The following is a 24,029-nucleotide window of genomic DNA, read 5'->3' as shown; positions in this document are numbered from 1 at the left end:
CAAAATCCCAGGATCCGGCGGTGCTATCTGGCCGGAAGCACAAAGGGGCATCTGGCCGGAAGCACGAAATATTCAACTGGCCGGAGGCGCAAAGGGCTCCGAGCGGGTTCAGATCTCGTCGAGCTCGGGAATTGGGGGCAGGACCGGTTCGGGCCACTCCTCCAGGGTGGCCACCTGCAGGTGGATGAAGGCCGCGATGCGGTGCCGGGCCGAGGACGGGAGTCGCTCGATATCGGCCGCGCTCAGGACGTGTGCGCCGAAGGAGTGCTGCTGTGGCGCTTCGGGGTCAGGCGATTCTTGAACAACCTCTAGCTTTGGCCGCGATGCAGTGGCCGGAATGTCAGGTTCATCCGGGTCTGCGGCTGCGGCGGCGGTTCGCACCATGCGGTGACCATAACCCTTTGATAACACTCACGGGAGGCGTTGGCGCACTTGTGTCTTCGGGCTGCGAATTCAGCGAAGCCATTGTATTGACGACAGAAATATGCAGGCAGAGTCCGTCCTCGCGAAATCCGCAGTGCCCGCGCCGGAAGATTATGGTGATAGGCGTCACTCTGTCAACACTTCACGCAAAACTCCCAGAACGGACTCAAATCGGGCGGCGCGCAATGGCATACAAGTCACGCGCGGGACCGGTCGGCTTTTGGCCGGTAGGCCAGACCGCACGCAGCTGCCGGTCCAGATTCAGGCCGACCACGCCCGGCGAGACCAGGGTGCCCTCGGCCAGTTCGGTCGCCACCGCCAGTGAGCTGAGCACCGCCGGGGCGACACCCTCGGCGACCGCGGTCTTGATGGCCGTGGTGGAGGACAGTTCCAGCGCGACATTCGGCTCCCAGCCGGGCATATCGGCGCTCATGGCCCGCTCGAAGGAGTTGCGGGTGCCCGATCCGGGCTCGCGGTAGATGAGGGGCGTGCGCGCCAGCTCGGCCGCGCCGACCTCGCGCCGCTTGGCCCAGGGATGACCGGCGGCGACCACCACGACCAGCCGATCATTGGCCACCACATGGCTTTCCAGGCCGCCCGGCAGCTTCGGGCTCTCGACGAATCCGATGCCGGCCCGGCCCTCCAGCACCGCCTTCGCAACCTCCGCTGAATTGCCCGATTCCAGGGCGATGGAGGTCTCCGGCATGCGGGCCCGCAATCCGATCAGCCATTTGGGGAACAGATATTCGGCGACGGTCTGGCTGGCCGCGACCCGCAGCCGCGAATCCCGTTGCGCGCGCAGGCTGTCGATCCCGGCGTCGAGGCGTTCGGCCGCGTCGACCACATCGCGCGCCCACTCGGCGATCAGCGCGCCCGCCGCCGTCGGCCGCGAGCCGAGCGTGGTCCGCTCCAGTACCGGCACCCCCACCAGCTGCTCGAGGTACCGAATCCGCGAACTCGCCGACGGCTGACTGATCCCGTGCGCCTTGGCCGCGCGCCCGAGACTGCCCAGCTCGATCACCGAGAGCAGCAGATCGAGCGCGGCGAGGTCGGGCACCCGTGGCGACAATGGCATAGAGCGAGTCTATGCCGTGGCGGCAAGTGCCTCCGACCCGGTCATTCCGGCGCGTTCACGATCAGAATGGGGAATCAGCGCGTCGCGGCCACGCGTTCGATGATCGGCCGCCAGACGTCCAGGGGATGGACGGTGAGGCCGACGACCTTGCCCGCGTCGTCGGCGCGACGCAGGGCGATGGCGGCGGTGAAGTCCGGATCCGATTCGAAGGCGGCGATCTCCTCGGCCGTCATGGGACCACCCTGGGCGACCAGCGTGCGCTGGCTGGAGGGCGAGAGTGCCGCCGCGTGCACCGAATCCGTGGCCGCCAGGTACCGCTTGGCTACCACATGGAGTTCGACCAGACGGGCGACACGGTCGCCGAGCAGATCGCGCACCGCATCGCCGCCGTGCACGCCGTGGCCCGCGTCGTCGCCGGGAAACAGCACATGCCCGATGTCGTGGACCAGCCCGGCGACCTGCAGTTCCTCATCCTCGGGAAAGTCGCGGCGCAGGATCTCGGCGCACTGGCGGTCATGATCGAGGATGTCGACCGGATCGCCGCTGCGGTCGGGCATGTCCCAGGCGTCTTCGCAGTCAGCCAGCAGGGACATGAGGTCGTCGACGGTGGTGACGGTCGCGGGATTCATGAGCGGCACCCTATGGCGAGGCCGGGCGCGGCCACCACCGTCGATCAGAAAACATCTGGAAAATTCCATCCGGAAAAGCAAGGCCCGCAGCTTGCCCGAGCCGTTCGAGGGTTGGCCGGAAATCTCTGCTCGGGACCGGGCGGGAAACTTAGGCTGCACCCATGGCAGGCAAGGCTCCCGCGACATTGGAAGCGGCTGCGGCCGGGAAGATTCCGAGCGAGTTCCGGTATTGGGACCGGCTCGCCGATCCGCGGGTGCAGTGGGCGCGGCGGATGTGGCGCGGAGTGTTCCGATTCGATCCGCAACCCGACGAGGAGTTGGTGCGGGCCTTCGCGACCGCCTACTACCAGGCCGATCCGGTCGCCGAGGCGTTCGTCGACGAGGTGTACCTGGGCGAGATCGGACCCAAGGCCGGGCGGGCCATGCTGGATCGAGCGCTGACCCACGGCGTGGACAGCGTCCCCGACGCGCCGCCGACCCTGCGGGCATTGTTCGAGGAGTTCGAGACCGCGCCCGACTGGCTGGACACCGAGCTGGTGGCGCAGGGCGCGAAGGTGTTCCGGCGTTGGGGGACTTCGGTTTTCAGCTTCGCCACCACCAGCACCCTGGAGATGTACTCGGAGAGCTCGATCACCAAGCCGCTGTCGTACGCGGGCGGGTACGCCGGGGACAAGGCGCACAAGCGGCAGCTGGAGACGGTGCGGTTCTGGATCGACGTCTCCGAGCCGGGCGGGCTGGATGCCGGGGCGCGGGGGCGACAGACCGCCATGCGGGTGCGGATCATGCACGTGTTCATCCGGCGCAAGCTCATGCAGCGGCCGGAATGGGATTACGACGCGTGGGGCGTGCCGATCAGCGTCGGGGATGCCACGCTCACCCTGATGGGCGGCAGCGTGGTGCCGGGGCTGGCGCTGTGGAGCCTCGGCCATCAGACCACGATCTCGGAAATCGAAGCGACACTGCACTTCTGGCGATATGTCGGCCATCTGCTGGGCGTGCAGCCTGCCTGGTATCCGCGCGATTTCCAGGCCGCCGTGCGGCTGATGTTCGCGGCCTTCGTCAAACGCGCACACACGGCGGGCACGGATGGCGAGGAGCTGGTGGAGTCCTATCTGCCCGCGTTCGCGCCCAAGCCGGATACCCCGTGGGCCAAGCGAATTCGCGACGAGATCAACTATCGCGTGCAGATCGGATACACCGGATTCTGGCTGCCGCCCGCCACCTACGCCCGGCATCGGATGCCGCGCCGGTTCCCGTGGGTGCTGCATCCGCTGGTGCAGGCGCCGGTGGTGTTCGGGGCGGAAACGCTGCGCCGCACCGTGCCCGGGCTGGACGCGGTCGCGGATCGGGTGCAGAGGTATCGGCGCGAGCAGTGGTATCGCAATGAGGTCGGTGACCGGGATGCCGAATTCACCCCGGTCGAGGAGTTTCGGCGTTGAGCCTCAGCGCTTCTCGACGCGGCTCTGGGGTGGGGTGACGGCGGCATGGGAGCGCAGGTAGGACTCCAGGGCATCGAGATCACTGGGGCCGACCACGGTTTCGGTGCTCTGGGTGAAGATCGTGAAACCGTCGCCGCCTGCCGCAAGGAAGTTGTTGGTTGATACGCGATAGGACGCGGCGGGGTTCAAAGGTTGACCGGCAACGCGGACGGTGTCGCTGATCACCTTGTGGCCCTTGGGCGCTGAGTCCGAGTAGGAGTAGGTGATGCCCGCTATCGAGAGCACGGCGGGCTTGCTCACGTTGTCCCATTGCTGTTCGAGCAGGCCCAGGATCTGCTGCCCGGTCAGCGCCAGGGCCACCACGGCATTACCGAAGGGCTGCACCGTATAGGCCTGCTCGTAGGTGATATTGCCGCCGGTCAGGCCCGCGCGCACGCCGCCGGGATTCATGAAGGCCGCCACCGCTTGCACATTCGCCATGGCGTCGAGCATGGAGTCGGCGATGACATCGCCCAGCGGGGAGTCACCGGCCCCGGCGGGCTCGGCGGGCAGCGGGGCGGTGGAGCTGCCGATCACCCGCTGCGCGAGCGGTTTCGACTGCCCGGCAAAGAAATCCACCAGCTGGACCGTCGCGGGGGCAGGCGTGATGTCGCGGGTGACGACCCGGTTGACGGCCTTGGCGTCGACCTTGCCGTCGTGGAAGCGCAGCGTCACATCGGTGACCAGGCGGCCGAAAGAGGCGGCCTGGGTGACGACCTTGCCGTCGAGGGTGCAGTTGTAGGCCTGGTGGCTGTGCGCGGTCATCATGACCGACACCGCGTCATCGGTCTTGTGCGCCAACGCTTTCACGTTCGCGGAGATATCGGCGCAGCCGTTGTAGTCGAGGGGTGCGCCCTTCGCCTGCTGGGCGCCGCCGTCATGCAGCAGCGCCACCACCGTCTCCGCGCCCGCCGCCTTCATCTCGGGCACGTACTTGTTGATGGCGTCGGCCTCGTCGCCGAAGCGGAAGCCGCGGATGCCCTCGGGTAGCACGATGTGTTCGGTGTCGGTGGTGACGGTGCCGACTACGCCGATCTTGTGGCCGCCGAGCTGCAGCATGGTCCACGGGCGTAGGCCGGGCGGCAGGTTGCCATTCGAGTCGGTGACATTGGCGGCCAGGTAGGGGAACTTCGCGCCGGTGAACTTCTCGCCCGGGGTGCAGCCGTCGGCCGCGCAGCCGCCCTGCTGCAGGCGCTTCAATTCGGTGACGCCGTGGTCGAATTCGTGATTGCCGACGGACGAGGCGACCACGCCGATGGAGTTCATGAAGTCGATGGTCGGCTCGTCGTGGAACAGCGCCGAGATGAGCGGGCTGGCACCGATATTGTCGCCCGCCGCCAGGACCGCGCTGTCGGGATAGGCCGCCTTCAGGCGCGCGAGGTGCGCGGACAGGTAGGCCGCTCCCCCGGCGGTGAACGTGCCCACCTTGCCATTGGACCCGTCCGGCGGCTGCAGGTTGCCGTGCAGGTCATTGATGCCGAACAGGTGCACCTCGCCGGTCTGCGCGGCGGGCAGATCACCGGTCGAAACCAGCGGCACCGCAGTCGGACCGGCAGGCTTGCTCGTTTCCCCGCCGCCACCGCACCCCGCTACGAGGCCGATGCTCAGCACCGCCGCGCACAGACCCAGAACACGACCCTTCATAGCCCTCGACTGTGGCAGACGCGGTCGACGCTCGCTCGACGGGCAGGTGAATTCAGTGTCCCCGGCTCACCCAGGCCACGATCTGAGCGCGATTGGTGAAGCCGAGCTTGGTGAGGATGTGCTGCACATGGTTCTGCGCGGTGCGCTCGGACAGCACCAGCGCCGCGGCGATCTCGCGGTTGCTCAGGCCCTTGGCGACGAGCTCGGCCACTTCGCGCTCGCGCGGGGACAGCACCGCCCGCGCCGACGCCTCGGCAATAACCCGGCGCAGCCGCTCGGTCCAGGGCGGCATGCCGATCGATTCACTGTGCGGCAGAGCGCCTTTCGCGAGCGCCAGCGCCTCCTCGGTCGCCCCGTGGTTGAGCAGCAGCTCGGCGAGCTCGCACTCCGCCTCGACGACGTACCCCTTCGCGCCATTGGCGCGGCAGACCTCCCGCGCGGCCCGCAACTCACGTTCGGCGGTCTCCGGATCGTCGAGCACGGCGGCGAACTTGCCCAGCCACAGTGCCACCGGACCGAAGTAGTGCGCGTTGCCCGCGCCACTGACGACGTGCCGGTCACGGTAGGGCCGGAACTGTTCGACGAACCATTCGAGATCGGCGGTGATCCCGAGGGCCATCGCGATCGAGCCGCCGACGGCCAGGACGACGAGCCGGAAGAAGGGCGGAATCTCCCACTGCCGCGGCGGTCCCAGACTGCGGTACAGGACACCGGCTTCGTCCAATCGACCACATTCGGACAGCGGCTGCGCCGGGCCCAGCGCCATGAAGAGGCGATTGCGCACCTCGCCGCGATGCGCGTCCGGCGGCACCTCGAGAGCTTCGTCCGCATGACCGCGATGGTGGCCCACATTCCCGAGCAGCGAACGGAAGGCACCGAAACCGGCCGGATGCCCCAGGGTTTCGGCCAGCTCCCGGGCCTGCTCCGCGACCCGCAGCGCCGTGTCCAACTCACCCCTCGCCTGCGCGACCGCAGCCTCGGTGATCAACACATGCCAGTTCGCCATGGGTCCCCCGGTGTGCCGCGCACACCACCGCAACCGCGCCAACTCGGTCTCGACTCCCCCGATATCCCCTCTCTCCCAATAGCTATCGATCGCCCACAACCGCCCCCACAACTCGGTACCGGGCCGCCCCGTCCGCACCCCGATCTCGATCATCCGCCCCGCCAGCCCGGCCCGCTCCGCCAAATACTCCGGCCCGGTACAAGCCAACTGCCGCGCCCGCAACGCCGCCACCAGCGCCTCATAATCCCCACACCGATCCGCCAATTCCACCGCCGCCGACGAGGTTTCGTCGGCCTCCGCCCAATACCCCAGGTACACCCCCGCCTCGGTCACCCGCGCCAACAGCCGCGTCCGCAGAGCATCCGACAGTCCCTGACCATCGCGGTTCGCCAGGGCCTCGCTGCACCACTGGTGAATATCGCGGTCCCACAGCAGATTTCCCATGGGCTCCAGGACCAGCGCGCTCTCGGCGAGCAGTGTCGTATCGCCGGTGCGGTGAGCTTGGGCGCGCGCGGCGACGCAGTCGGAGCGAGCGGGGTCCAGGTGGCCTGCGCGGAGGTGGGCGGTAGCGCGGGCGACGAGGAGGCGGCCGCGGTCAGCGGACGAGAGGCCGGTGGCGTGTTCGAGGGCGGTGCCGTAGAGGCGGGCGGCCTCCTCGAAGGCCAACTCGCGCAAGGCATTGTCGCCCGCGCGGCGCGCCCAGTCGACGGCGGGCGCGCGGTCTCCGACCACGGCGGATTCGGCGTAATGGCGGGCCAAGGCGGCGGCATGGTGGTCGAGGGTGTCGGGATACAGGTCTTCGATCGCGCGGGCGGCGCGGGCGTGCAGCAGGACGCGCTGCTGCAGGGGCAGTCCCTCGTGCAAGGCGGCGCGGACCAGGGCGTGCGTGAATCGGACTGTGCCGCCCGGTGATTCGAGGACCAGCAGGCCGGAGGCGGCGGCCGCGTCCAGGGCGGAGAGGCAGTCCAGCACCGGACGGCCGATGAGCCGGGCGGCAACCGCCACGGAGAATTCGTCATCCAGAATTGCCGCGGCCCGCAACAGTTCCTGAGCGCGCGGCGGCAGCGTGGCCAAGCGACCGCGCACCACCTCGCGCAGCGTGGCGGGCAGGCGCAGTTCTTCCAGCCCGCCGGACCCGCCCCGACGGTCACGTAGCCCGCGACCGAGTTCCCTCAGATAGAACGGGTTTCCACCGCTCATCGCATAGGCCTCGGCGGCAATACGCTCGGGCACTTCGCGTTCGGCCGCACCACTCAGGCAGGCAGCCGATCCGCGCGGCGAGAGCCCGGTCAGATCCAGGACATGGGTCACAGGTTCACGCAATAGTTCCGGCGCAACTGCCCGCCATCCGTCCGAGCTGTCGGCAACCTCGTCCCGAGCGGTGGCGCACACCATGATTCGCTGCTCTCGCCACCCGCGCACGATATGGCGTAGCGCCAGCAGCGATGGTTCATCGGCCCAGTGGATGTCGTCGATGACGAGAAGTGTTCCGGTCGAGTCGCCTCCGAGGCGTGCGGCGAAAGTGTCGAAGAGTTGGGTGCGGTCTTCGGCTTCCGCGGCCTGGGGCAGGTCGTCGAAGGCTTGGCGCCAGAGCCAGAAGGGCGGGGCGTCTCGGGCTTCGAGGGCGCGTGCCCAGAGGGTGCGGCCACCCCTCGTTCGGACCCAGGTCGTGAGTTCGGTGGCCAGGCGGGTTTTGCCGATGCCTGCCTCACCGCGGCAGATGATCAGCCGTGGTCGGCCCTGCACCGACTCCTCCCAGTGTCGGCGCAGGTTGGCGAGCTCGCGCTCGCGGCCGATGAACTCGGTCGACACGGGTACCTCCGGGCCGCACGTTACTCGCACGTCGGGCTCTCCGCCCGGGATCGCGACCGTTAACCGCGCAGGTCGGTGACCTCGCCCTCGAAGGCCTCGACGCGGGCATCGGGGCCGGGCATCAGGCCGGTCTGCTCGAAGACCGGGAACAGGCGTTCGGCGGCGAACTTGTCGGCGAGCGCGGCCGACTCCCAGACGTCGACGATGTGCAGGGCGCCGTCGAGTTCACCGACGATGTGCAGCAGGTTCCCGGCGATCGGCTCCGGCCCCAGCGCCTCGTGAACGACGCGGTACTCCTTCAACCCGACACCGGGTGTGCGAGTGATGTGGATGTAGGACATGGTCTCCTCCTCCCGGAGTCACCCGTGGTGGATGACTCCGAAAGCGTAGGAAGACCAGGGCCGCTCCGACTTCCGCCGAAATACTCACCCGCGGTACTCATCCCGCCCGCCGTTATCCCCCGCCCGCCGTCATCCCGGCATGTTTTTGGCCGGGATCCACCGCGGACAGTGGATCCCGGCCAAGAAGCGCGCCGGGATGACGGCGGGCACGCGCCAGGATGACGGCGGCGGGTGGATGGGTTAGCTGCTCGAGGCGCTGGCGAAGGGGGTGGTGGCGGGGTGGGAGGAGCGGCGGGTGGGGTGCTGCCACAGGCCCTTTCGCTCCAGGATGGGGAGGACGCCCTCGCCGAACCAGTACGCCTCCTCCAGGTGGGGGTAGCCGGAGAGGACGAAGTGGGAGATGCCGGCCTTCGAGTATTCGATGAGGCGTTCGGCCACTTCCTCGTGGGAGCCGACCAGGGCGGTGCCCGCGCCGCCGCGGACCAGGCCGACGCCTGCCCACAGGTTGGGGGCGATTTCGAGGCGGTCGGTATTGCCGTTGTGGAGTTCGGACATGCGGCGCTGGCCCTCGGATTCGCTCTGGGCGAGAGCCGCCTGGACGCGTTCGATATCGGCCGGGTCGATGCCCGCCAGCAGCTTGTCGGCGACTGCCCACGCCTCCTCGGAGGTGTCGCGGGTGATGACGTGGATGCGCAGGCCGTAGTCGAGCTTGCGACCGTGGTCGACCGCCAGGCCGCGGATCCAGTCGAGCTTGCGGCTGACCGCCAGCACCGGCTCACCCCAGGTGAGGTAGGTATCGGCGTACTTCGCCGCGACCGGACCCGCAGGAGCGGAGGAGCCACCGAAGAAGACCGGCGGGATGGGATCGGGCCGGTTGCTCAGCAGCGCGTTCTCGACGTGAATGTGCTCGCCCTGGAACGTGATCGGCTCGTGCGACTCCCACAGCGACCGCACCACGTGCAGGAACTCACCGGTCCGGGTGTAGCGCGACTCCTTGTCGGCGAAGTCGCCGTAGGCGGCCTGCTCCCGCGGCTCGCCACCGGTCACCACATTGATGAGCAGCCGTCCCGCGGAGTGCCGCTGGAAGGTGCCCGCCATCTGCGCGGCCAGGGTCGGGCTCATCAGGCCCGGCCGCAGCGCCACCAGGAATTTCAGCGTCTCGGTGGTCTCCACCAGCATGGCCGTGGTCAGCCAGGCGTCCTCGCACCAGGAACCGGTGGGGGTGAGCACGGCCTCGAAGCCATTGGTCTCGGCGGCCGCCGAGATCTGGTTCAGGTAGTGCAGCGAGGCCGGACGGTCACCCGACATGGGGGTGCCGTGGCCACCGACCACCAGGCCGCGCGAGTCACCGGACGTGGGCAGGAACCAATGGAACGACAAGCTCATTCGGGGGACTCCTAGGAGGTGAAGCGGTCGTTGTAGCGGGTGTCGACGAAGTCGGTGATCTTCACCTTGCCGGGGATCAGCTTGGCGTCGGAGAAGGCGTCGGCCACCTGCTGTTCGGCGGCGATGGTGGCGTCATCGAGCGGATGGTCCGCGACATTGCCGCGTTCGACCGCCCGCAGGGTGACGTCGTAGGGCACGCCGGTGATCTCCGAGGACCGCTTGGCCCATTCCTCGTGGTGGCCGGTGATCCAGACGTGCGCCCGCTGAATGCGGGTGAGCAGATCGCGCACCGCGGCGGCGGTGGCCTTGTTCTGCAGGGTCTTGGTGCCGACGACGTAGAAGGCGTCGGGCTTCACATAGTCGGTGCCGTCGACCAGGACCCGGTTGCCGGCCAATTCGGCCTGGGCCGAATAGGGATCCCACACCACCCACGCGTCGACCCGGCCGGTGGACAGCGCGGCCAGCGCGTCGGCGGGCTGCAGGTACTGCGGCTCGATATCGGAGAACGACAGCCCGTTCTTGGTCAGCACCGACAGCAGGTGATAGTGCGCCGAGCTGCCCTTGGTGACCGCGATCTTCTTGCCGCGCAGGTCCTTCGGATCCTTCAGGGCCGAATCCTTGGGCACGATGATGGCCTGGCCCTTGGCGCCCGCGTCATAGACCGCCGCGATCTTGATCTGCGACTTGGCCGCGGCCGCGAACACCGGCGGGGCATTGCCGACGCCACCGAAGTCGACCGACCCGGCATTGATGGCCTCCAGCATGGGCGGCCCGGCCGTGAAGCTGGCCCAATCCACCTTGTACGGCAGGTCTTTCGCCACGCCGGACACCTCGAGCAGGGCCTGCAGCGCCTGTCCCTTCTGGTCGCCCAGGTGCAGGGTCACCTGCGACAGGTCCACCGAACCGTCCGCGTTCACACCCTTGCTGTCGTCGCCGCCGGACGAGCACGCCGCGGTGACGAGGGCCGTGGTGAGCGCCAGGGCGGCGAACAGACGTCTGGATTTCATTCGGTGGTTCCTTCCGGGGAGACGCCCAGTTCGGCCAGCAAAGCCGTACGCAGGGCCAGGAATTCGGGGTGGTCGCGGCGACGCGGACGCGGCAGGTCGATGGCGATCTCGCGCCCGATGCGGCCGTCCACCAGGACCAGGGCACGGTCGGCGAGCAGCACCGCCTCGTCCACATCGTGGGTGACCAGCAGCACGCCGGGGCGGTGCTTGGCCCACAGGTCCAGCACCAGGCCGTGAATCGTGATGCGGGTCAAGGCATCCAGCGCGCTGAAGGGTTCGTCGAGCAGCAGCAGGTCCGGCTCGCGGACCAGGGCGCGGGCCAGCGAGGCACGCTGCGCCTCACCGCCGGAGAGGGTGAGCGGCCAGGCCCCGCCACGCTCGGCCAGCCCGACCTCGGCGAGCGCGGCTTCCGCTGCGGCCTTGGGATTCTGGTGGCGCAGGCCCAGGGTGACGTTGTCGCGCACCCGCTTCCACGGCACCAGGCGCGGCTCCTGGAAGGCGACCGCCACCTCACCGGAGACGGTCAGCTCCCCGTCGGTCTGGTTGTCCAGGCCCGCCAGCGCGCGCAGCAGGGTCGATTTACCGGAGCCGCTGCGGCCGAGCAGGGCCACGAACTCGCCGGGCTTGATGTCCAGATCGATGCCGTGCAGGACCCGGCGCTCGCTGAAGTCCTTGACCAGGCCGCGAATTCGCGCCACCGGGGCTTCACCGGGCGCTCCGGCGACCTCGGCGGCCCGGGAGGTCTCGGTGACCTCGACAGCCTCGGTGGTCTCGGTGACCTCGGCGGTCTCCGTCAGCTCGGCCAGCGTCGCCGCGATCACCGAATCGGTCAGTGTGCCAGGAAGCCGCGTCGCCATGACAGCGCTCTCCTCTCGATCGAACGAACCAGGGCGTCGGTGAGCAGGCCGAGCAGGCTGTAGACCAGCAGACCCACCACGATCACGTCGGTGCGCAGGAACTCGCGGGCGTCGTTGATCATGAAGCCCAGGCCCGCATCGGCATTGACCTGCTCGGCGACAATGAGCGCCAGCCAGGCCACACCCAGCGACTGGCGCAATCCGACCAGCGTCTGCGGCAGCGCGCCCGGCAGCACGATGTGGCGGATCAGCTGAAAGCGGCTCAGCCGCTGCACCTGCGCCAGCTCGGCCAGCTTGCCGTCCACGCTGCGGATGCCCGCGAAGGTGTTGAGGTACAACGGAACCGCCACGCCGAAGGCGACCAGCACGATCTTGGGCAGCTCCCCGATACCGAACCACAGGATGAACAGCGGGATCAGCCCGTAGAACGGCAGCGTGCGCAGCATCTGCAGCAGCGGATCGACCAGATACTCCCCCGCCCGGCTCAGCCCGGCCAGCAGCGCCAGCCCGATCCCGAACACCGCGCCGATGACGAAACCCAGTGCGGCGCGCTGCAATGACACCGACACCGCCTTGGTCAGGGTGCCGTCCTTGATCAGATCGATCGCCGTCTGCACGACGGTCAGCGGGGAGGCGAGCAGCCGCTCCGGCAGCACTCCGGTCGAACTCGCGATCTGCCAGATCACGACCACCAATACCGGCGCGACGAACCGCGCCAGCACGGCTACGCTCGGCAGGCGCAGGCGGGCCGCAACGGGCCTGGCCTGCACGGCAATTGAGGACACGACAGCACCTCGGGGCGAATGGGGACGGGGACATCGGCGGCCGAGGGCCTTCGCCCGCCATCTCGAACCATGCCTTTCCAGATCGCCCTGGTCACCGGTTGTAATCCGCGTGATTCTGGGCTTGCCTCATCCCTCGACTGCCACAATGGAGCCGCAGCGAGCAGCCGAGGACGGGTAATGAGCAGTCCGAATCACCCGCTCACCGTCGGATCCCGGTTCGGGCCGTACCGCCTGGACCGATTGATCGGACGCGGGGGCATGGGCGAGGTGTATCAGGCCTACGACACGGTCAAGGACCGCACGGTGGCCATCAAGGTGCTGCCCGAACGGCTCGCCGAGGACAGCGTGTACCGGCAGCGCTTCCAACGCGAATCACATGCGGCGGCTCGGCTTCGGGAGGCGCACGTCATCCCGATCCACGACTACGGCGAGATCGAGGGCCGGCTGTACATCGATATGCGGCTGGTGGACGGCGACAGCCTGCGCTCACTGCTGCACCGGCACGGGCCCGGCTCACCCGAGCACGCGGTCTCGGTGGTGGAACAGGTGGCCGCCGCGCTCGACGCGGCCCACCACGACGGCCTGCTGCACCGGGATGTGAAGCCGGACAACATCCTGCTCACCCACGAGGGCTTCGTCTACCTGGTGGATTTCGGTATCGCCCAGTCCGCCACCGACGAATCCCTCACCCGCGACGGCGGGGCCGTCGGCTCCTACCGCTATATGGCCCCCGAACGCTTCTCCGCCGTGGAACTCGGCCCCACCGCCGATGTCTACGGCCTGGCCTGCGTCCTCTTCGAATGCCTCACCGGCACAAAGCCGTTCTCCGGGGGCAATGACGCGCAGATCATGCGCGCCCACCTGTTCGACCCGATCCCCCGCCCCAGCCTGGTCCGCCCCACTGTCCCGGCCGCCTTCGACGCCGTCGTGGCCCGCGGCATGGCCAAGGAACCGAGCGACCGCTACGCCAGCGCGGGCGAACTCGCCGCCGCCGCGCGGGCCGCGCTCACCGGCTCGACGACCGGACTCACCGGCGTCGCCCGGCCGGTCACGAATCCCACCGGGGCACCGGCGGATACGACGGAGACGGTGACGGACCGATCCGATCCGGGCACCGGCGGCACCGGTGCGAGCCTCCCGAACGGCACCGCCGGCCACCCCGGGCGACGCTCCCGCCTGCGCCGGATCGCGGCGGTGCTGGGCGTGCTCGTCCTGGTCGCGGGCTCGCTGGCCTTCGCGGGCTGGGCATACTGGCAACGAACCACGCCGGGCACTCCGATCCCGGACGCCCTGACGCTGCAGGCCGCCGATATAGAGGTGCTCGCGCTGGTCCCCGGGACCGGATATCACCGAGCCAATTGCATCCACGCCGATATGGATTCGCAGGGGACGTCCTTCATTCTCTGCGATCCGAACGTGGCCGCCGCCGCGCCGGCGGCCCGCTTCTTCCGATTCCGCACCGCCGACGCCATGCACGATTACTACGCCTCCACCTACCTGGGCGTCTTCGGCGCGACCAGTTGCCCGTCGGATCCGGCGGGCAAGGACGGCCCGCTGCTCGACAAGGGCAAGGAGGTCGGTCGCAAGGCCTGCTACCTCGATCGCAGCCGGGGCACGCCCGCGCCCGGCCTGGTCGTGACCGATGAGGCGCGGCTGGTCATTTCCGCCTACATCTGGGACAACACCGACCTGACGGCCACACGCGACTACGACGCGAAGTACAACGCCCGCCGCCTCCGGTCGCAGGAAAGCGGCCGGGACCCCGACGATTTCACCGCCGAGGACCGCGCTCTGCTGAAACACACGAGCGACCCCTACATCACCCGCAACTGCCGCCACGTCGATCCGCCCGTGGCCGGAGCGCTGGCGGTCGTCTCCTGCGATGAGGCGCTCGGCGCGCCCGGGGTCTCATTCGCCGCCTATCGCACCAAGGACATGGTGAGACTCATCTATCAGAGCGAAGTGAGCCAGCTCTCGGGTCGTTCCTGTGGCGGCGGTGCCGGAGCCGACGACGTCTGGCGACAGGGTGACAAGCCGGTCGGCCGCTACTTCTGCTATCTCGACTCCACCGGCGAGCATCCGCACCAGATTCTGGTCGCGATCTACGACGACCTGAACATGCAGGTCGAACTCGACGGGCTACCGGACGAAAACCCCGGGACCGCACCGAAAACCGCGGCGGAACTGAACACCTGGTTCCTGGCGCACTTCGGCAAGTAGGGGCGCACTTCGGCGAAAAGGGTGGTGCCGGGTTCCCTCCGCAGCTGGGAACCCGGCACCCGGTCGGCCCCGGTGTGGGCGGAGACCGACGATTTGCGCGCCCTGTAGGCGCCGGCTTTCAGTGACCGTCGCGGACGATCTCCACGGCGCGGGTGAGAATGCCCAGGCCGTGGGTGATCTCGTCATCGGTGACGGTCAGGGGCGGCAGCAGCTTCACGACTTCGTCGTAGCTGCCGGAGGTTTCGACGAGCAGCCCGTGCTCGAAGGCGACCCGGCAGACCTTGGTGGCCTGGGAGGCGTCGGCGAACACCAGACCCTGCACCAATCCGCGTCCGCGCGTGGAGATTCCGCTGTACTCCTCGGTGAGCGAGACGAAGTGGTCGTGGATGCGGGCGCCCTTGGCCAGGGTCGCGGTCGCCAGGCGATCATCGGACCAGTAGTGGCGCAGCGCCACCTCGGCGGTGATGAAGGCGGCGTTGTTGCCGCGGAAGGTGCCGTTGTGCTCGCCGGGCGCCCACTGGTCCAGCTCCCGGCGCATGAGCACCAGCGCCATCGGGAGGCCGTAGCCGCCAATGGATTTCGAGAGCGTCACGATATCGGGGGTGATGCCCGCGATCTCGAAGGAGAAGAACGGACCGGTGCGCCCGCAGCCCATCTGGACGTCGTCGACGATGAGCAGGATGCCGCGGTCCGAGCACAGCTCGGCGAGGTGGCGCAACCATTCGGGGCGGGCCACATTGACCCCGCCCTCGCCCTGCACGGTCTCCACGATCACGGCGGCGGGCTTGTCCAGCCCGGACGAGCTGTCGTCGAGGGCCCGGCGCATCCACGAAAGATCCTCGGACTCCTCGAGATAGCCGTCGTAGGGCATCGGGACGGCGTGCGTCAGCGGCACGCCCGCGCCCGCGCGCTTGGCGGCATTGCCGGTGACCGACAGCGCGCCCAGGCTCATGCCGTGGAAGGCATTGGTGAAGTTCAGGACGGTGGTGCGGCCGGTGACCTTGCGCGCCAGCTTGAGCGCGGCCTCGACGGCATTGGCTCCGGTGGGGCCGGGGAACTGGACCTTGTAGTCGAGTCCGCGCGGGGCCAGCACCAGATCGCGGATGGTCTCGAGCAGCCGGGCCTTGGCGACCGTGGACATGTCCAGGCCGTGGGTGATGCCGTCGCCGATCAGGTAGTCGAGCAGTGCCTGCTTGAGGACCGGATTGTTGTGCCCGTAGTTGAGCGCGCCCGCGCCGGCGAAGAAGTCCAGGTAGTCCTTGCCGTTCTGATCGGTGAGCCAGGCGCCGCGGGCGGTGTCGAAGACGGTCGGCCAGGAACGGCAGTAACCACGCACATTCGATTCGAGCGCCTCGAAAACGGTCGTCTCGGCCATGGTCATCTGGGTCCTCGCATCGCAACAGAGTGAAACGCTGATGTTTCTACCAGTACCCAGTCTGAAACATGACCATTTTCGACAAATTTGCCTCCGCACCGCTGCGTTTTGCCCAAACCCGGCCCCCGACACCGGCGTTCCCGTAACGTGAACCTCTTGTGCGCAGCGACGTGGGGGTCTACTGGCAGCTGGTCAAGGCAGGGTTTCGCAGACAATCGCACTACCGGCTCGCCATGCTGGCCGGTCTCATCACCAACCTGGTCTTCGGCTTCGTGCGGGCCGCGGTGCTGATGGCGGCCGTGCGGGCCAACAGCGGGTTCGGCGGCTACACCCAGGGCACCATCGGCGCCTACATCTGGCTGTCGCAGGGACTGCTCGGCGCGATCGCCTTCTGGACCCTGCCCGATATCGTGGAGCGCATCCGCACCGGCGATGTGGCCATCGACTTCCTGCGGCCCATCGACATCCAATTCGCCCATCTGGCCGAATATCTGGGCCGTGCCGTCTACTCGCTGATCCCGCGCGGGGTACCCAGCATCCTGGTCGGCGTGCTCACCTTCGGGCTGGCGTTCCCGACCACGGCCGGACCCTATGTGCTCGGCGGCATCAGTCTGCTGCTGGCCATGGCGCTGTCGTTCCTGTCCATGTTCGCGGTGAGCCTGGCCGGTTTCTGGCTCATCGAAACCCGCGGGCTGCGTGCGCTGCACATGATCTGCGGCACCTTCCTGGCCGGGCTCTTCGCACCGCTGTCGCTGTTCCCGGGGTGGTTGCGCGCCATTGCCTACGCCACCCCGTTCCCCTCCATGCTGCAATGGCCCATCGATGTGCTCTCCGGTCGTACCGCCGGGTTCGCCGCCATGGAAATCGTTGTCGTGCAATGCTTCTGGTTACTGGTTCTGATCGGTGTCGGCCAGCTGCTGCTGCGGGCCGGACGCCGCAAGCTGGAGGTGCAGGGTGGGTGAGGCACGCCCCTCACGGTTCACGCCCTACCGCGCCGTCCTCGGGTCGCGGCTGCGTGCTCAACGCGCCTATCCGGTGTCCTTCGCCACGGATCTGCTGAGCGCCTTCCTGATCGGGCTGGTGGAATTCGCCGAGATGTGGGTGATCTTCCACAATGTGCCGCGACTGGGCGGACTGGATCTGAACGGCATGATGGTGCTGTTCGGGCTCAGCAACACAAGTTTCGCGATTGCCGACATGATCGTCGGGCACGCCGACACCCTGCCCACCTATATCCGCATGGGCCGACTCGACGCCTTCTATCTGCGGCCGCAGCCCTTGCTGCTGCAGCTGATGACCAGCGATATCCAGTTACGCCGGGTCGCGCGCATCGCGGTGGCGGCCACCGTGCTGGCATTCGGGTTGTCGCGCAACAATATCGAGTGGACGCCCGGGCACGTGCTGTTGTTCGGCATGACGCTGGCCTCCGGAATCGCCATCTTCTCCGGGCTTTTCGTGTGCGCGGCCGGGGTGCAGTTCTTCCTCATCGACGGCGCGGAGCTCACCAATGCCTTCACCTACGGCGGGTCCTATGCGTCCATGCAACCGACCTCGGTGTTCCCGACACCGATGAAACTCGTTTTCGGATTTCTGATTCCGGTCGCCTTCACCTCGTATGTCCCGGCCATCGCCCTGCTCGGGCAGCCCGGCCCGGCGTTGCTGCCGAGTTGGCTGGCCTGGGCCGCGCCGATCGCGGCACTGTGGGTGTGGGCGGCGGCATTGTTCCTGTGGCGGCTGGGCACCAAGCACTATCAAGGAGGCGGCGGGTGAGTGCAGCGATCATCGATATCGAAGGCCTGACAAGAACTTTCGTGCTCAGCCGCAAGGAGGGCCGCTGGCGGCGGCGACGCGAACTGCTGACCGCGGTGGACGGGATGAGCTTCCGCATCGAACCCGGCGCGGCCGTCGGATACATCGGCGCGAACGGGGCGGGCAAGTCCACCACCATCAAGATGATCACCGGCATCCTGGTGCCCACCGCCGGACGATTGCGGACCTGCGGGCTCGACCCGGTCCGGCAGCGGCGCGAACTGGCCGGGCGGATCGGGGTGGTGTTCGGGCAGCGCTCGCAGCTGTGGTGGGATCTGCCACTGCGGGAATCGTTCTCGATCCTGGCCGCCATCCACCGGCTGGCACCGGCCGCGGCGCGCGCCCGCACCGACGAGCTGATCGGCCAGCTGGAGATGGCGGGCACCCTCGACACCCCGGTGCGGCAGCTCTCGCTGGGGCAGCGCATGCGCGCGGAAGTCGCGGCGGCCCTGCTGCATTCGCCGGAACTGGTGATCCTCGACGAGCCGACCATCGGCCTGGATGTGCTGTCCAAGCAGCGATTACGCGAGTTCCTGCGCTACGAGCGCACCCAGCGCGGCACCACCCTGCTGCTCACCACCCACGATATGGGCGATATCGAGCGGCTGTGCGAGCGAGTCCTGGTGGTGGACCACGGCAGACTGGTCTACGACGGCTCGCTGACCGGGCTCGGCGCGACCGTCGGCGCACAGCGGGTGCTGACCGTCGACCTCGCCGAGCCCACCGCGGACCTGGCCGATCTGCCAGGCGCCAAGCTGCTCGACAGCGAGGGCGCGGGAATGAGGCAGCGGCTGGCCTTCGATACCGAGATCACCACTGCCGCACAGTTGCTCACGGCTGTCTCCGCGCGCGCGGAGGTCCGCGACCTGTCCATCGAGGAACCCGATATCGAGGACGTGGTGCGGCGGCTCTACGAGGCCGCGGCCTCGGGCTCCCTCGCGCCCTGATCGAGTCGGAACGGCGGGTAGACGTCGGTCATCAGCGAGACGTAGGCGCGCACGCGCAGCGACCAGCGGTTGATGCCCATGGCGAGGTCGTAGAGGCCGGGCGGGTACGCGGCGGTGAAGAGCAGGCCGATGGCGGCGATCAGCACCAGAATCGGCAAGAGCCCCACCATGTTCCGGCCGCAGCCCAGGAACGCCGCGAGAATCAGGAACTGCGGAATCGCCAGCAGCCACCATTTGACCAGGACCAGCCAGCGGTTGAGCCGCTCGGGATAATCGACTTCCAGATCGGCGGGATAATTCGGATCCGCCGCCAGGCTGAACGGCGGGTAGCGGTCGGTTCCCAGTTGGGAGAGCGCGTAGAAGCGAACCCGCCAACTCCAGCGCAGCACACCGACATTGAAGTCGAACAGGGCGCGCGGATACACCTCGGTAAAGAGGATGGCGAAGAACGCGATGATCGAGACGATCAGATAAGCGATGCTCAGGAAAAGCAGGACGAAATAATGTGGAATGGCTAGTATCCACTTCACTAGCCACATCCAGCGCGACAGCCCCGGGTCGAGGTCGCCGCGCACACGCACCGGATAAGCGGGATTTGGCATCATTGCCGTCACTCCTCTCGAGTGCCGGGCGGCCACGGTGCCGGAACAGGTATCTGCCACCTCGCGACCGCCACCGGAACAGCGGTGAGCCGATGTTCACCCCATTGTTTCCCCGCGGACGCGAGTACCACATCTGCTTCTCACAGATTGTGACCAGATTCGTAATAGCGCGCGCGACAGCGAGTTCCGCACACCACATAGACACGTTTCGAATTGCGGGCCGCGGCCGGGTGTGACACGTTGCTGACTATTCTCCATGTGCTCGGCCCGGGTCGGCACGAGAGCTGATCATCGGGAGACGGAGTGAAGGTGCGTCCGGCGAAAATGTTGCCACCAGGTAACGTGAAGCTCACGCCGCCAAGGGAATTGCTTCGGCCGCGCACCATTCGGGCGCGCTTGCGCCGCATCCTGGTGGTCTCGATCGCACTGGTGCTGGCCCTGCTGACCGTCATCGTGATCGGCGAGGTGAACTCCTACCGGGCCACCGGCGATACCGCGCGATCGGTGCGGCTGGCGCTGGCGGTCCAGGATCTGGTGCACGAGATGCAGCGCGAGCGCGGCCTCACCAACGGCTTCCTCGGCGGTGACCACGCGGCCCGATCGGCGGTCGGCAATCAGCGGCTGGCCACCGACAGCGCGCTGCAGGCGCTGAATCAGGCACTCGGCGAGCAGCGGCCGGGGTCCGATACGGCGCGCACGGCGCTGACACAGTTCTCGGGGGTGACCGCGACGCGGTCCGAGGTGGACGCCGGACGCGCCGACCGGTCGGCCACGTTCACCTTCTACACCAACGCCATCGCCGCGCTCAACCAGGCGCGGCCGGGCCTCGACAGCACCCACGACGGTCAGCTGTGGCGCGGCCTGCAGACGCTCTACGCGCTCGGCGATGTCAAGGAGTTCACCGCGCAGGAACGCGGATTCCTCAACGGCGTCTTCGCCGCCGGCGGCTTCGGGCCCGGCGAGTACGTGCGCTTCCTCGACATCCGCGCCGCCAAGCAGGCCGCCGTCACCGCCTTCGAACGCGATGCCACACCCGCCCAGCGCTCACTGCTCTACACCGCCATGCGCACCGACGAATCGGTGCGCGCGGCCGAGTCCGAGGCCGTCGCCATCGCCTCGGTGCAGGGACCGCTCACCGAACCGGTGAACCCGCCCGACTGGTGGCGGCAGATGACCTCCATCATCGACGGCGAACGCGGCGTGCAGGGCAGCGTCGGTAGCGAGATCACCTCGCGCGCTTCGGAGCTGCGCCACCGGGCCGCCCTGATCCTGGCCGCCTACGCGCTGGCCGCCGCGCTCGCCATCGCCGCCGAGATCGCGCTGGTGGTGGCCTCGATGCGGGCCATCGTGCGCCCGCTCGCGGAACTGGCCGAGGAGGCCGACCAGGTCGCCGAGGAGCGGCTGCCGCAGCTCATCGCGGCCTGGGAGACCTCCGACGGCGCGGACCCCGACCCGCCGGAGCCGGTGCGCGCCGACGAAAGCACCGGCGCGGAAATCGTTTCCGTGGCCCGGGCGCTGGACCGGGTGCAGACCACCGCCTACCAGCTCGCCTCCGCCCAGGCCCGGCTGCGCCGCAACAGCACCGAATCCATGGCCAACCTGGCCCGGCGCAATCAGAACCTGGTGCGCCGCCAGCTCGGGTTGATCAGCGACTTCGAGCGCGAGGAACTCGATCCCAACGCGCTGTCGAAACTCTTCGAGCTCGACCACCTGGCCACCCGCATGCGCCGCAATGCCGAGAGCCTGCTGGTGTTGGTCGGCGAGTCCAGTCCGCGGCGCTGGTCCAAGCCGATTCCGCTGACCGACGTCATCCGGGCCGGACTCTCCGAGGTCGACGACTACCGGCGAGTGGTGCTGCGGCGGGTGGACGAGATCCTCATCGCGGGTGCGCATGTCAGCGAGGTCGCGCACATGCTGGCCGAACTCATCGAGAACGGGCTGTCCTTCTCCCCGCCCGATCTGGAGGTCGAGATCTACGGCCGCCGTCTGGGCGCGCGGTACATGATCGCGGTCGTCGACCACGGGGTCGGCATGCCGCCCGATCAGCTCGCCATCGCCAATGCCCGGCTGCGCGGCGAGGCCGACTTCCTGGTCGCGCCCACCCGGTTCCTCGGCCACTACGTGGTGGGCCGCCTGGCCCGGCGGCTCGATATCGAGGTCGAGCTCACGGTGTCGCCGACCAGCGGCGTGGTGGCGCGCATGCTGCTGCCCGCCGAACTGCTCGGCGATGCCGCGGCCGAGCGGCCCGCCGCGCCGACGGATGCCAAACACGCTGCGGGAGCACAGCTTCCGACGGTCGTGGAAACCATGCCGGAGTCCCGGCCGGGACGGCACAGCTCACTGCACACCCCGGATCCCGTATTCGACACCGGCACGGCGGCTTTCGTGGCACTGACCGAGGCCTTCCACGCGGACTCCGCCCCGGCGACCACACCCCGGACCAACGGGGACACCAACGGATTCTCGGCGCAGTCCAACACGATCAAGCTCGTGCCGCTGCCCGGCCCGGTCGACGCGACGGATCCGCCCGCCACCGCACCGCACGCCACCGCGGCCGAACGCCTGTTCGGCGGACCCGCCACCGGATCCTTTGCCATCCAGCCCATTCCGGAACGCGCCGACGAACCCGCGCCGATTCCGGCGACCTCACCGGTCAACGGCAGCCACGTTTCGGCAGCCGTCCCGGAGGTGCAACGTACGCGAAACGGTCTCGTCAAGCGCACCAGGAAGACTCGCGAGCAAACGGGCACGGCCCCGGACGGCGCGGCACCGGCGAACCAGCGCCCCGCCGCCCCGCCGCTCGCGGACCGCTCACCCGACCAGGTGCGCAGCATGCTTTCCGGATTCCGATCCGGGCACCAACGCGGACAGGACGAACAGAGCGGGCCGGGCGGCCACCACTCGGAGCACGAGGGTGGAGCGCGACGACCCGGACCGAGAGCATAGGAGAACACCGCGTGACGACCCACTACACCGACACCGATCCGCACACCTTCAACTGGCTGCTGGCCGACTTCGTGCGCACCACCGACGGCGTGCGCGACGCCGTGGCGGTGTCCTCCGACGGACTGCTCATGGCCATGTCGGCGGGCCTGGACCGGACCGCCGCCGACCGGCTCGCCGCCATCGTGTCCGGGCTTACCAGCCTGGGCCGAAGCGCCTCGCGCAGTTACGATTTCGACGGCCTGCGGCTGATCATGATCGAGATGGGGCGCGGCTTCCTGCTGGTCTCGTCCATGACCAACGGCAGCTGCATCGGCGTGATCGCCGACAACCAGGCCGATGTCGGCCTGGTCGGCTATCAGATGGCGGTGCTGGCCGATCGCGCCGGCACGCTGCTCACCCCGGCACTGATCACCGAGTTGCGAGAGTCCTTGAGCCGATGAACGATTCGCACCGGTTGCCGGACGAGCGCATGATCGCGCTGACCCGCCCCAGCGGCTGGTCCGGTGCCTCCGCCGCCGAAAACGCTTCCCGGAACCAAGGATTCGACGAGGCCGAAGAGCAGGTCGTACGGCCCTTCATGATGACCTCCGGCCGCACCACCCCCGTGGTCGACGGCCTGCGCATCGAGACCCTGGTGCGCGCCACCCCCGCGGCCCTGACCGCACCGCTGCGCTTCGAACTCGAACGGGTGGTCCGGCTCTGCCAGCGCCCGCATTCCATCGCCGAAATCGGTGCGGCCCTGCGGGTACCGGTCGGAGTGGCCCGGGTCCTGGTCAGCGATCTGGTGTCGGCCGGGCACGCCTCGGTCGGCACCACCGACGAACTCTCCACCGCCGCTCTGGAAAGGATCCGGGACCTTGTTCGGAACCTCTGATACACCCGGTGATCCCGCGCCGTTCTCCAACGATCCGATGCCGCTGGCATCTTCGGTGAAAATCGTGACCAGCGGCGGATTCGGGGTCGGCAAGACCACCTTCATCGGCGCCATTTCCGAGATCGAGCCCCTGGCCACCGAGGCGGCCATGACCGAAGTGTCCATGGGAGTGGATGATCCGGGCCTGGCCACCGGCAAGACCACCACCACCGTGGCCCTGGACTTCGGCCGCATCACCCTCGACCGCAGCCTGGTCCTCTACCTCTTCGGCACCCCGGGACAGGCACGCTTCGAATTCCTCTGGGACGACCTGCTCGACGGCGCGCTGGGCGGGGTCATCCTGGTCGACACCGGCCGGGTCGAGGACTGCTATCCGGTCCTGGACTTCTTCGAACAGCGCGGCACGCCATTCGTGGTGGCGGTCAATCGATTCGAGAGCGGGCCGCGCTTCGCGCTCGACGAGGTCCGCGAGGCGCTGGACCTCTCCCCCGGCATCCATCTCATGGATTGCGATGCCCGCGACCGGGAATCGGTGAAACTGGTCCTGGTGGCGCTGCTCGAGCAGATTCTGCAAGCCCGCCGTACCCCTGCTCTAGCAGTCTGATAGCCCCTGCTCCAGCAGTCTGATAACCCTGCACTGGCGGTCCGAACGAACCGTGCCGGCGGTCCGGGCTTACCGCCAAAAATCGCCCCGAGTGCGTACGCACTCGGGGCGATTGCCCGAAAACCCTTCGCGTTAATGCGAATTAGCGGCCGAAAGAACCGGTCCACAGGGTGTTGAGGAGACCACCCAGGGCCGCGCTACCGGTGTTG

Annotated in this window: 21 protein-coding genes; 9 read left to right on the top strand and 12 right to left on the bottom strand. The window is 68.3% G+C overall.

The features are described from left to right. Positions 1–108 precede the first annotated feature (108 nt). The 3 genes from ON43_RS09540 to ON43_RS09530 all read right to left on the bottom strand — a co-directional run bounded on the left by ON43_RS09540 (position 109) and on the right by ON43_RS09530 (position 2,127). The gene (locus tag ON43_RS09540) at positions 109–384 is read right to left on the bottom strand and encodes a hypothetical protein (RefSeq protein ID WP_040805899.1); all 276 of its coding nucleotides are present in this window, start codon (positions 382–384) and stop codon (positions 109–111) included. A 205-nt stretch (positions 385–589) separates the two neighbouring features. Continuing rightward, positions 590–1,498 (bottom strand): LysR family transcriptional regulator, encoded by a 909-nt coding sequence (locus ON43_RS09535; RefSeq protein ID WP_040805897.1) that lies wholly within the window; start codon positions 1,496–1,498, stop codon positions 590–592. A gap of 74 nt (positions 1,499–1,572) precedes the next feature. After that, a complete protein-coding gene (locus ON43_RS09530) occupies positions 1,573–2,127 on the bottom strand; it encodes an HD domain-containing protein (protein WP_040805989.1) in 555 nt (184 codons plus the stop codon). A 161-nt stretch (positions 2,128–2,288) separates the two neighbouring features. On the opposite strand from ON43_RS09530, the gene ON43_RS09525 reads away from it, so the two are divergent. Next, complete coding sequence (locus tag ON43_RS09525; protein WP_040805895.1) at positions 2,289–3,566, top strand: oxygenase MpaB family protein; 1,278 nt, start codon at positions 2,289–2,291, stop codon at positions 3,564–3,566. Between the two features lie 3 nt (positions 3,567–3,569). Here the strand turns inward: ON43_RS09525 and ON43_RS09520 are convergent, their stop codons facing one another. From ON43_RS09520 to ON43_RS09490, 7 genes are all read right to left on the bottom strand, one after another. Beyond that, positions 3,570–5,249 (bottom strand): bifunctional metallophosphatase/5'-nucleotidase, encoded by a 1,680-nt coding sequence (locus tag ON43_RS09520; RefSeq protein WP_051178208.1) that lies wholly within the window; start codon positions 5,247–5,249, stop codon positions 3,570–3,572. 52 nt (positions 5,250–5,301) lie between these two features. Next, a complete protein-coding gene (locus ON43_RS09515) occupies positions 5,302–8,067 on the bottom strand; it encodes an ATP-binding protein (RefSeq protein ID WP_040805893.1) in 2,766 nt (921 codons plus the stop codon). A gap of 59 nt (positions 8,068–8,126) precedes the next feature. Then, entirely contained in the window at positions 8,127–8,408 is a 282-nt protein-coding gene (locus ON43_RS09510) for a hypothetical protein (protein WP_040805891.1), read from the bottom strand. A gap of 240 nt (positions 8,409–8,648) precedes the next feature. Then, positions 8,649–9,794 carry an LLM class flavin-dependent oxidoreductase gene (locus ON43_RS09505; RefSeq protein WP_040805890.1) on the bottom strand — a complete coding sequence of 382 codons (1,146 nt, stop codon included), beginning with the start codon at positions 9,792–9,794 and terminating at the stop codon, positions 8,649–8,651. Between the two features lie 11 nt (positions 9,795–9,805). Beyond that, entirely contained in the window at positions 9,806–10,801 is a 996-nt protein-coding gene (locus ON43_RS09500) for an ABC transporter substrate-binding protein (protein ID WP_040805888.1), read from the bottom strand. Then, a complete protein-coding gene (locus tag ON43_RS09495) occupies positions 10,798–11,658 on the bottom strand; it encodes an ABC transporter ATP-binding protein (protein ID WP_083913270.1) in 861 nt (286 codons plus the stop codon). The genes ON43_RS09500 and ON43_RS09495 overlap by 4 nt, the downstream gene beginning before the upstream one ends. Next, positions 11,631–12,434, bottom strand: a complete 804-nt coding sequence (locus tag ON43_RS09490) for an ABC transporter permease (RefSeq protein WP_218003230.1) — start codon at positions 12,432–12,434, stop codon at positions 11,631–11,633. The genes ON43_RS09495 and ON43_RS09490 overlap by 28 nt, the downstream gene beginning before the upstream one ends. Positions 12,435–12,620: 186 nt before the next feature. Here ON43_RS09490 and ON43_RS46110 point away from each other — a divergent pair, with 186 nt between their 5' ends. Then, positions 12,621–14,663, top strand: coding sequence for a serine/threonine-protein kinase (locus ON43_RS46110; RefSeq protein WP_051178207.1), 2,043 nt, complete (start codon positions 12,621–12,623; stop codon positions 14,661–14,663). Between the two features lie 118 nt (positions 14,664–14,781). Here the strand turns inward: ON43_RS46110 and ectB are convergent, their stop codons facing one another. After that, positions 14,782–16,044, bottom strand: coding sequence for a diaminobutyrate--2-oxoglutarate transaminase (gene ectB / locus ON43_RS09480; RefSeq protein WP_040805887.1), 1,263 nt, complete (start codon positions 16,042–16,044; stop codon positions 14,782–14,784). Between the two features lie 152 nt (positions 16,045–16,196). On the opposite strand from ectB, the gene ON43_RS09475 reads away from it, so the two are divergent. From ON43_RS09475 to ON43_RS09465, 3 genes are all read left to right on the top strand, one after another. Further along, a complete protein-coding gene (locus ON43_RS09475; RefSeq protein ID WP_040805886.1) occupies positions 16,197–17,000 on the top strand; it encodes an ABC transporter permease in 804 nt (267 codons plus the stop codon). Beyond that, positions 16,993–17,808: an ABC transporter permease gene (locus ON43_RS09470; RefSeq protein ID WP_040805884.1), complete on the top strand. Its 816-nt coding sequence runs from the start codon at positions 16,993–16,995 to the stop codon at positions 17,806–17,808. Before ON43_RS09475 ends, ON43_RS09470 begins: the two co-directional genes overlap by 8 nt. A gap of 104 nt (positions 17,809–17,912) precedes the next feature. After that, complete coding sequence (locus ON43_RS09465) at positions 17,913–18,794, top strand: ABC transporter ATP-binding protein (RefSeq protein ID WP_373283424.1); 882 nt, start codon at positions 17,913–17,915, stop codon at positions 18,792–18,794. Here the strand turns inward: ON43_RS09465 and ON43_RS09460 are convergent. Continuing rightward, on the bottom strand, positions 18,758–19,396 hold the full coding sequence (locus ON43_RS09460; protein WP_373283420.1) for a DUF4389 domain-containing protein: 639 nt from the start codon (positions 19,394–19,396) through the stop codon (positions 18,758–18,760). The two genes, ON43_RS09465 and ON43_RS09460, sit on opposite strands and share 37 nt — an antisense overlap. A 324-nt stretch (positions 19,397–19,720) precedes the next feature. Between ON43_RS09460 and ON43_RS09455 the strand changes: the two genes are divergently transcribed. Genes ON43_RS09455 through ON43_RS09440 form a run of 4 tightly spaced genes read left to right on the top strand, consistent with a single transcriptional unit; the run spans position 19,721 to position 23,820 of the window. After that, positions 19,721–22,342: a sensor histidine kinase gene (locus ON43_RS09455; protein ID WP_083913268.1), complete on the top strand. Its 2,622-nt coding sequence runs from the start codon at positions 19,721–19,723 to the stop codon at positions 22,340–22,342. A gap of 11 nt (positions 22,343–22,353) precedes the next feature. Beyond that, positions 22,354–22,782, top strand: a complete 429-nt coding sequence (locus tag ON43_RS09450; protein ID WP_040805880.1) for a roadblock/LC7 domain-containing protein — start codon at positions 22,354–22,356, stop codon at positions 22,780–22,782. Further along, the gene (locus ON43_RS09445; protein ID WP_040805878.1) at positions 22,779–23,216 is read left to right on the top strand and encodes a DUF742 domain-containing protein; all 438 of its coding nucleotides are present in this window, start codon (positions 22,779–22,781) and stop codon (positions 23,214–23,216) included. Before ON43_RS09450 ends, ON43_RS09445 begins: the two co-directional genes overlap by 4 nt. 37 nt (positions 23,217–23,253) lie before the next feature. Beyond that, positions 23,254–23,820 (top strand): GTP-binding protein, encoded by a 567-nt coding sequence (locus ON43_RS09440; protein WP_040805877.1) that lies wholly within the window; start codon positions 23,254–23,256, stop codon positions 23,818–23,820. Positions 23,821–24,029 lie beyond the last annotated feature (209 nt).

The organism is Nocardia concava NBRC 100430, assembly GCF_000308815.1.
Classification (GTDB): Bacteria; Actinomycetota; Actinomycetes; order Mycobacteriales; family Mycobacteriaceae; genus Nocardia; species Nocardia concava.
The sequence above is the reverse complement of the archived record's forward strand: the minus strand, read 5'-3'. Positions and strand labels throughout refer to the sequence as shown.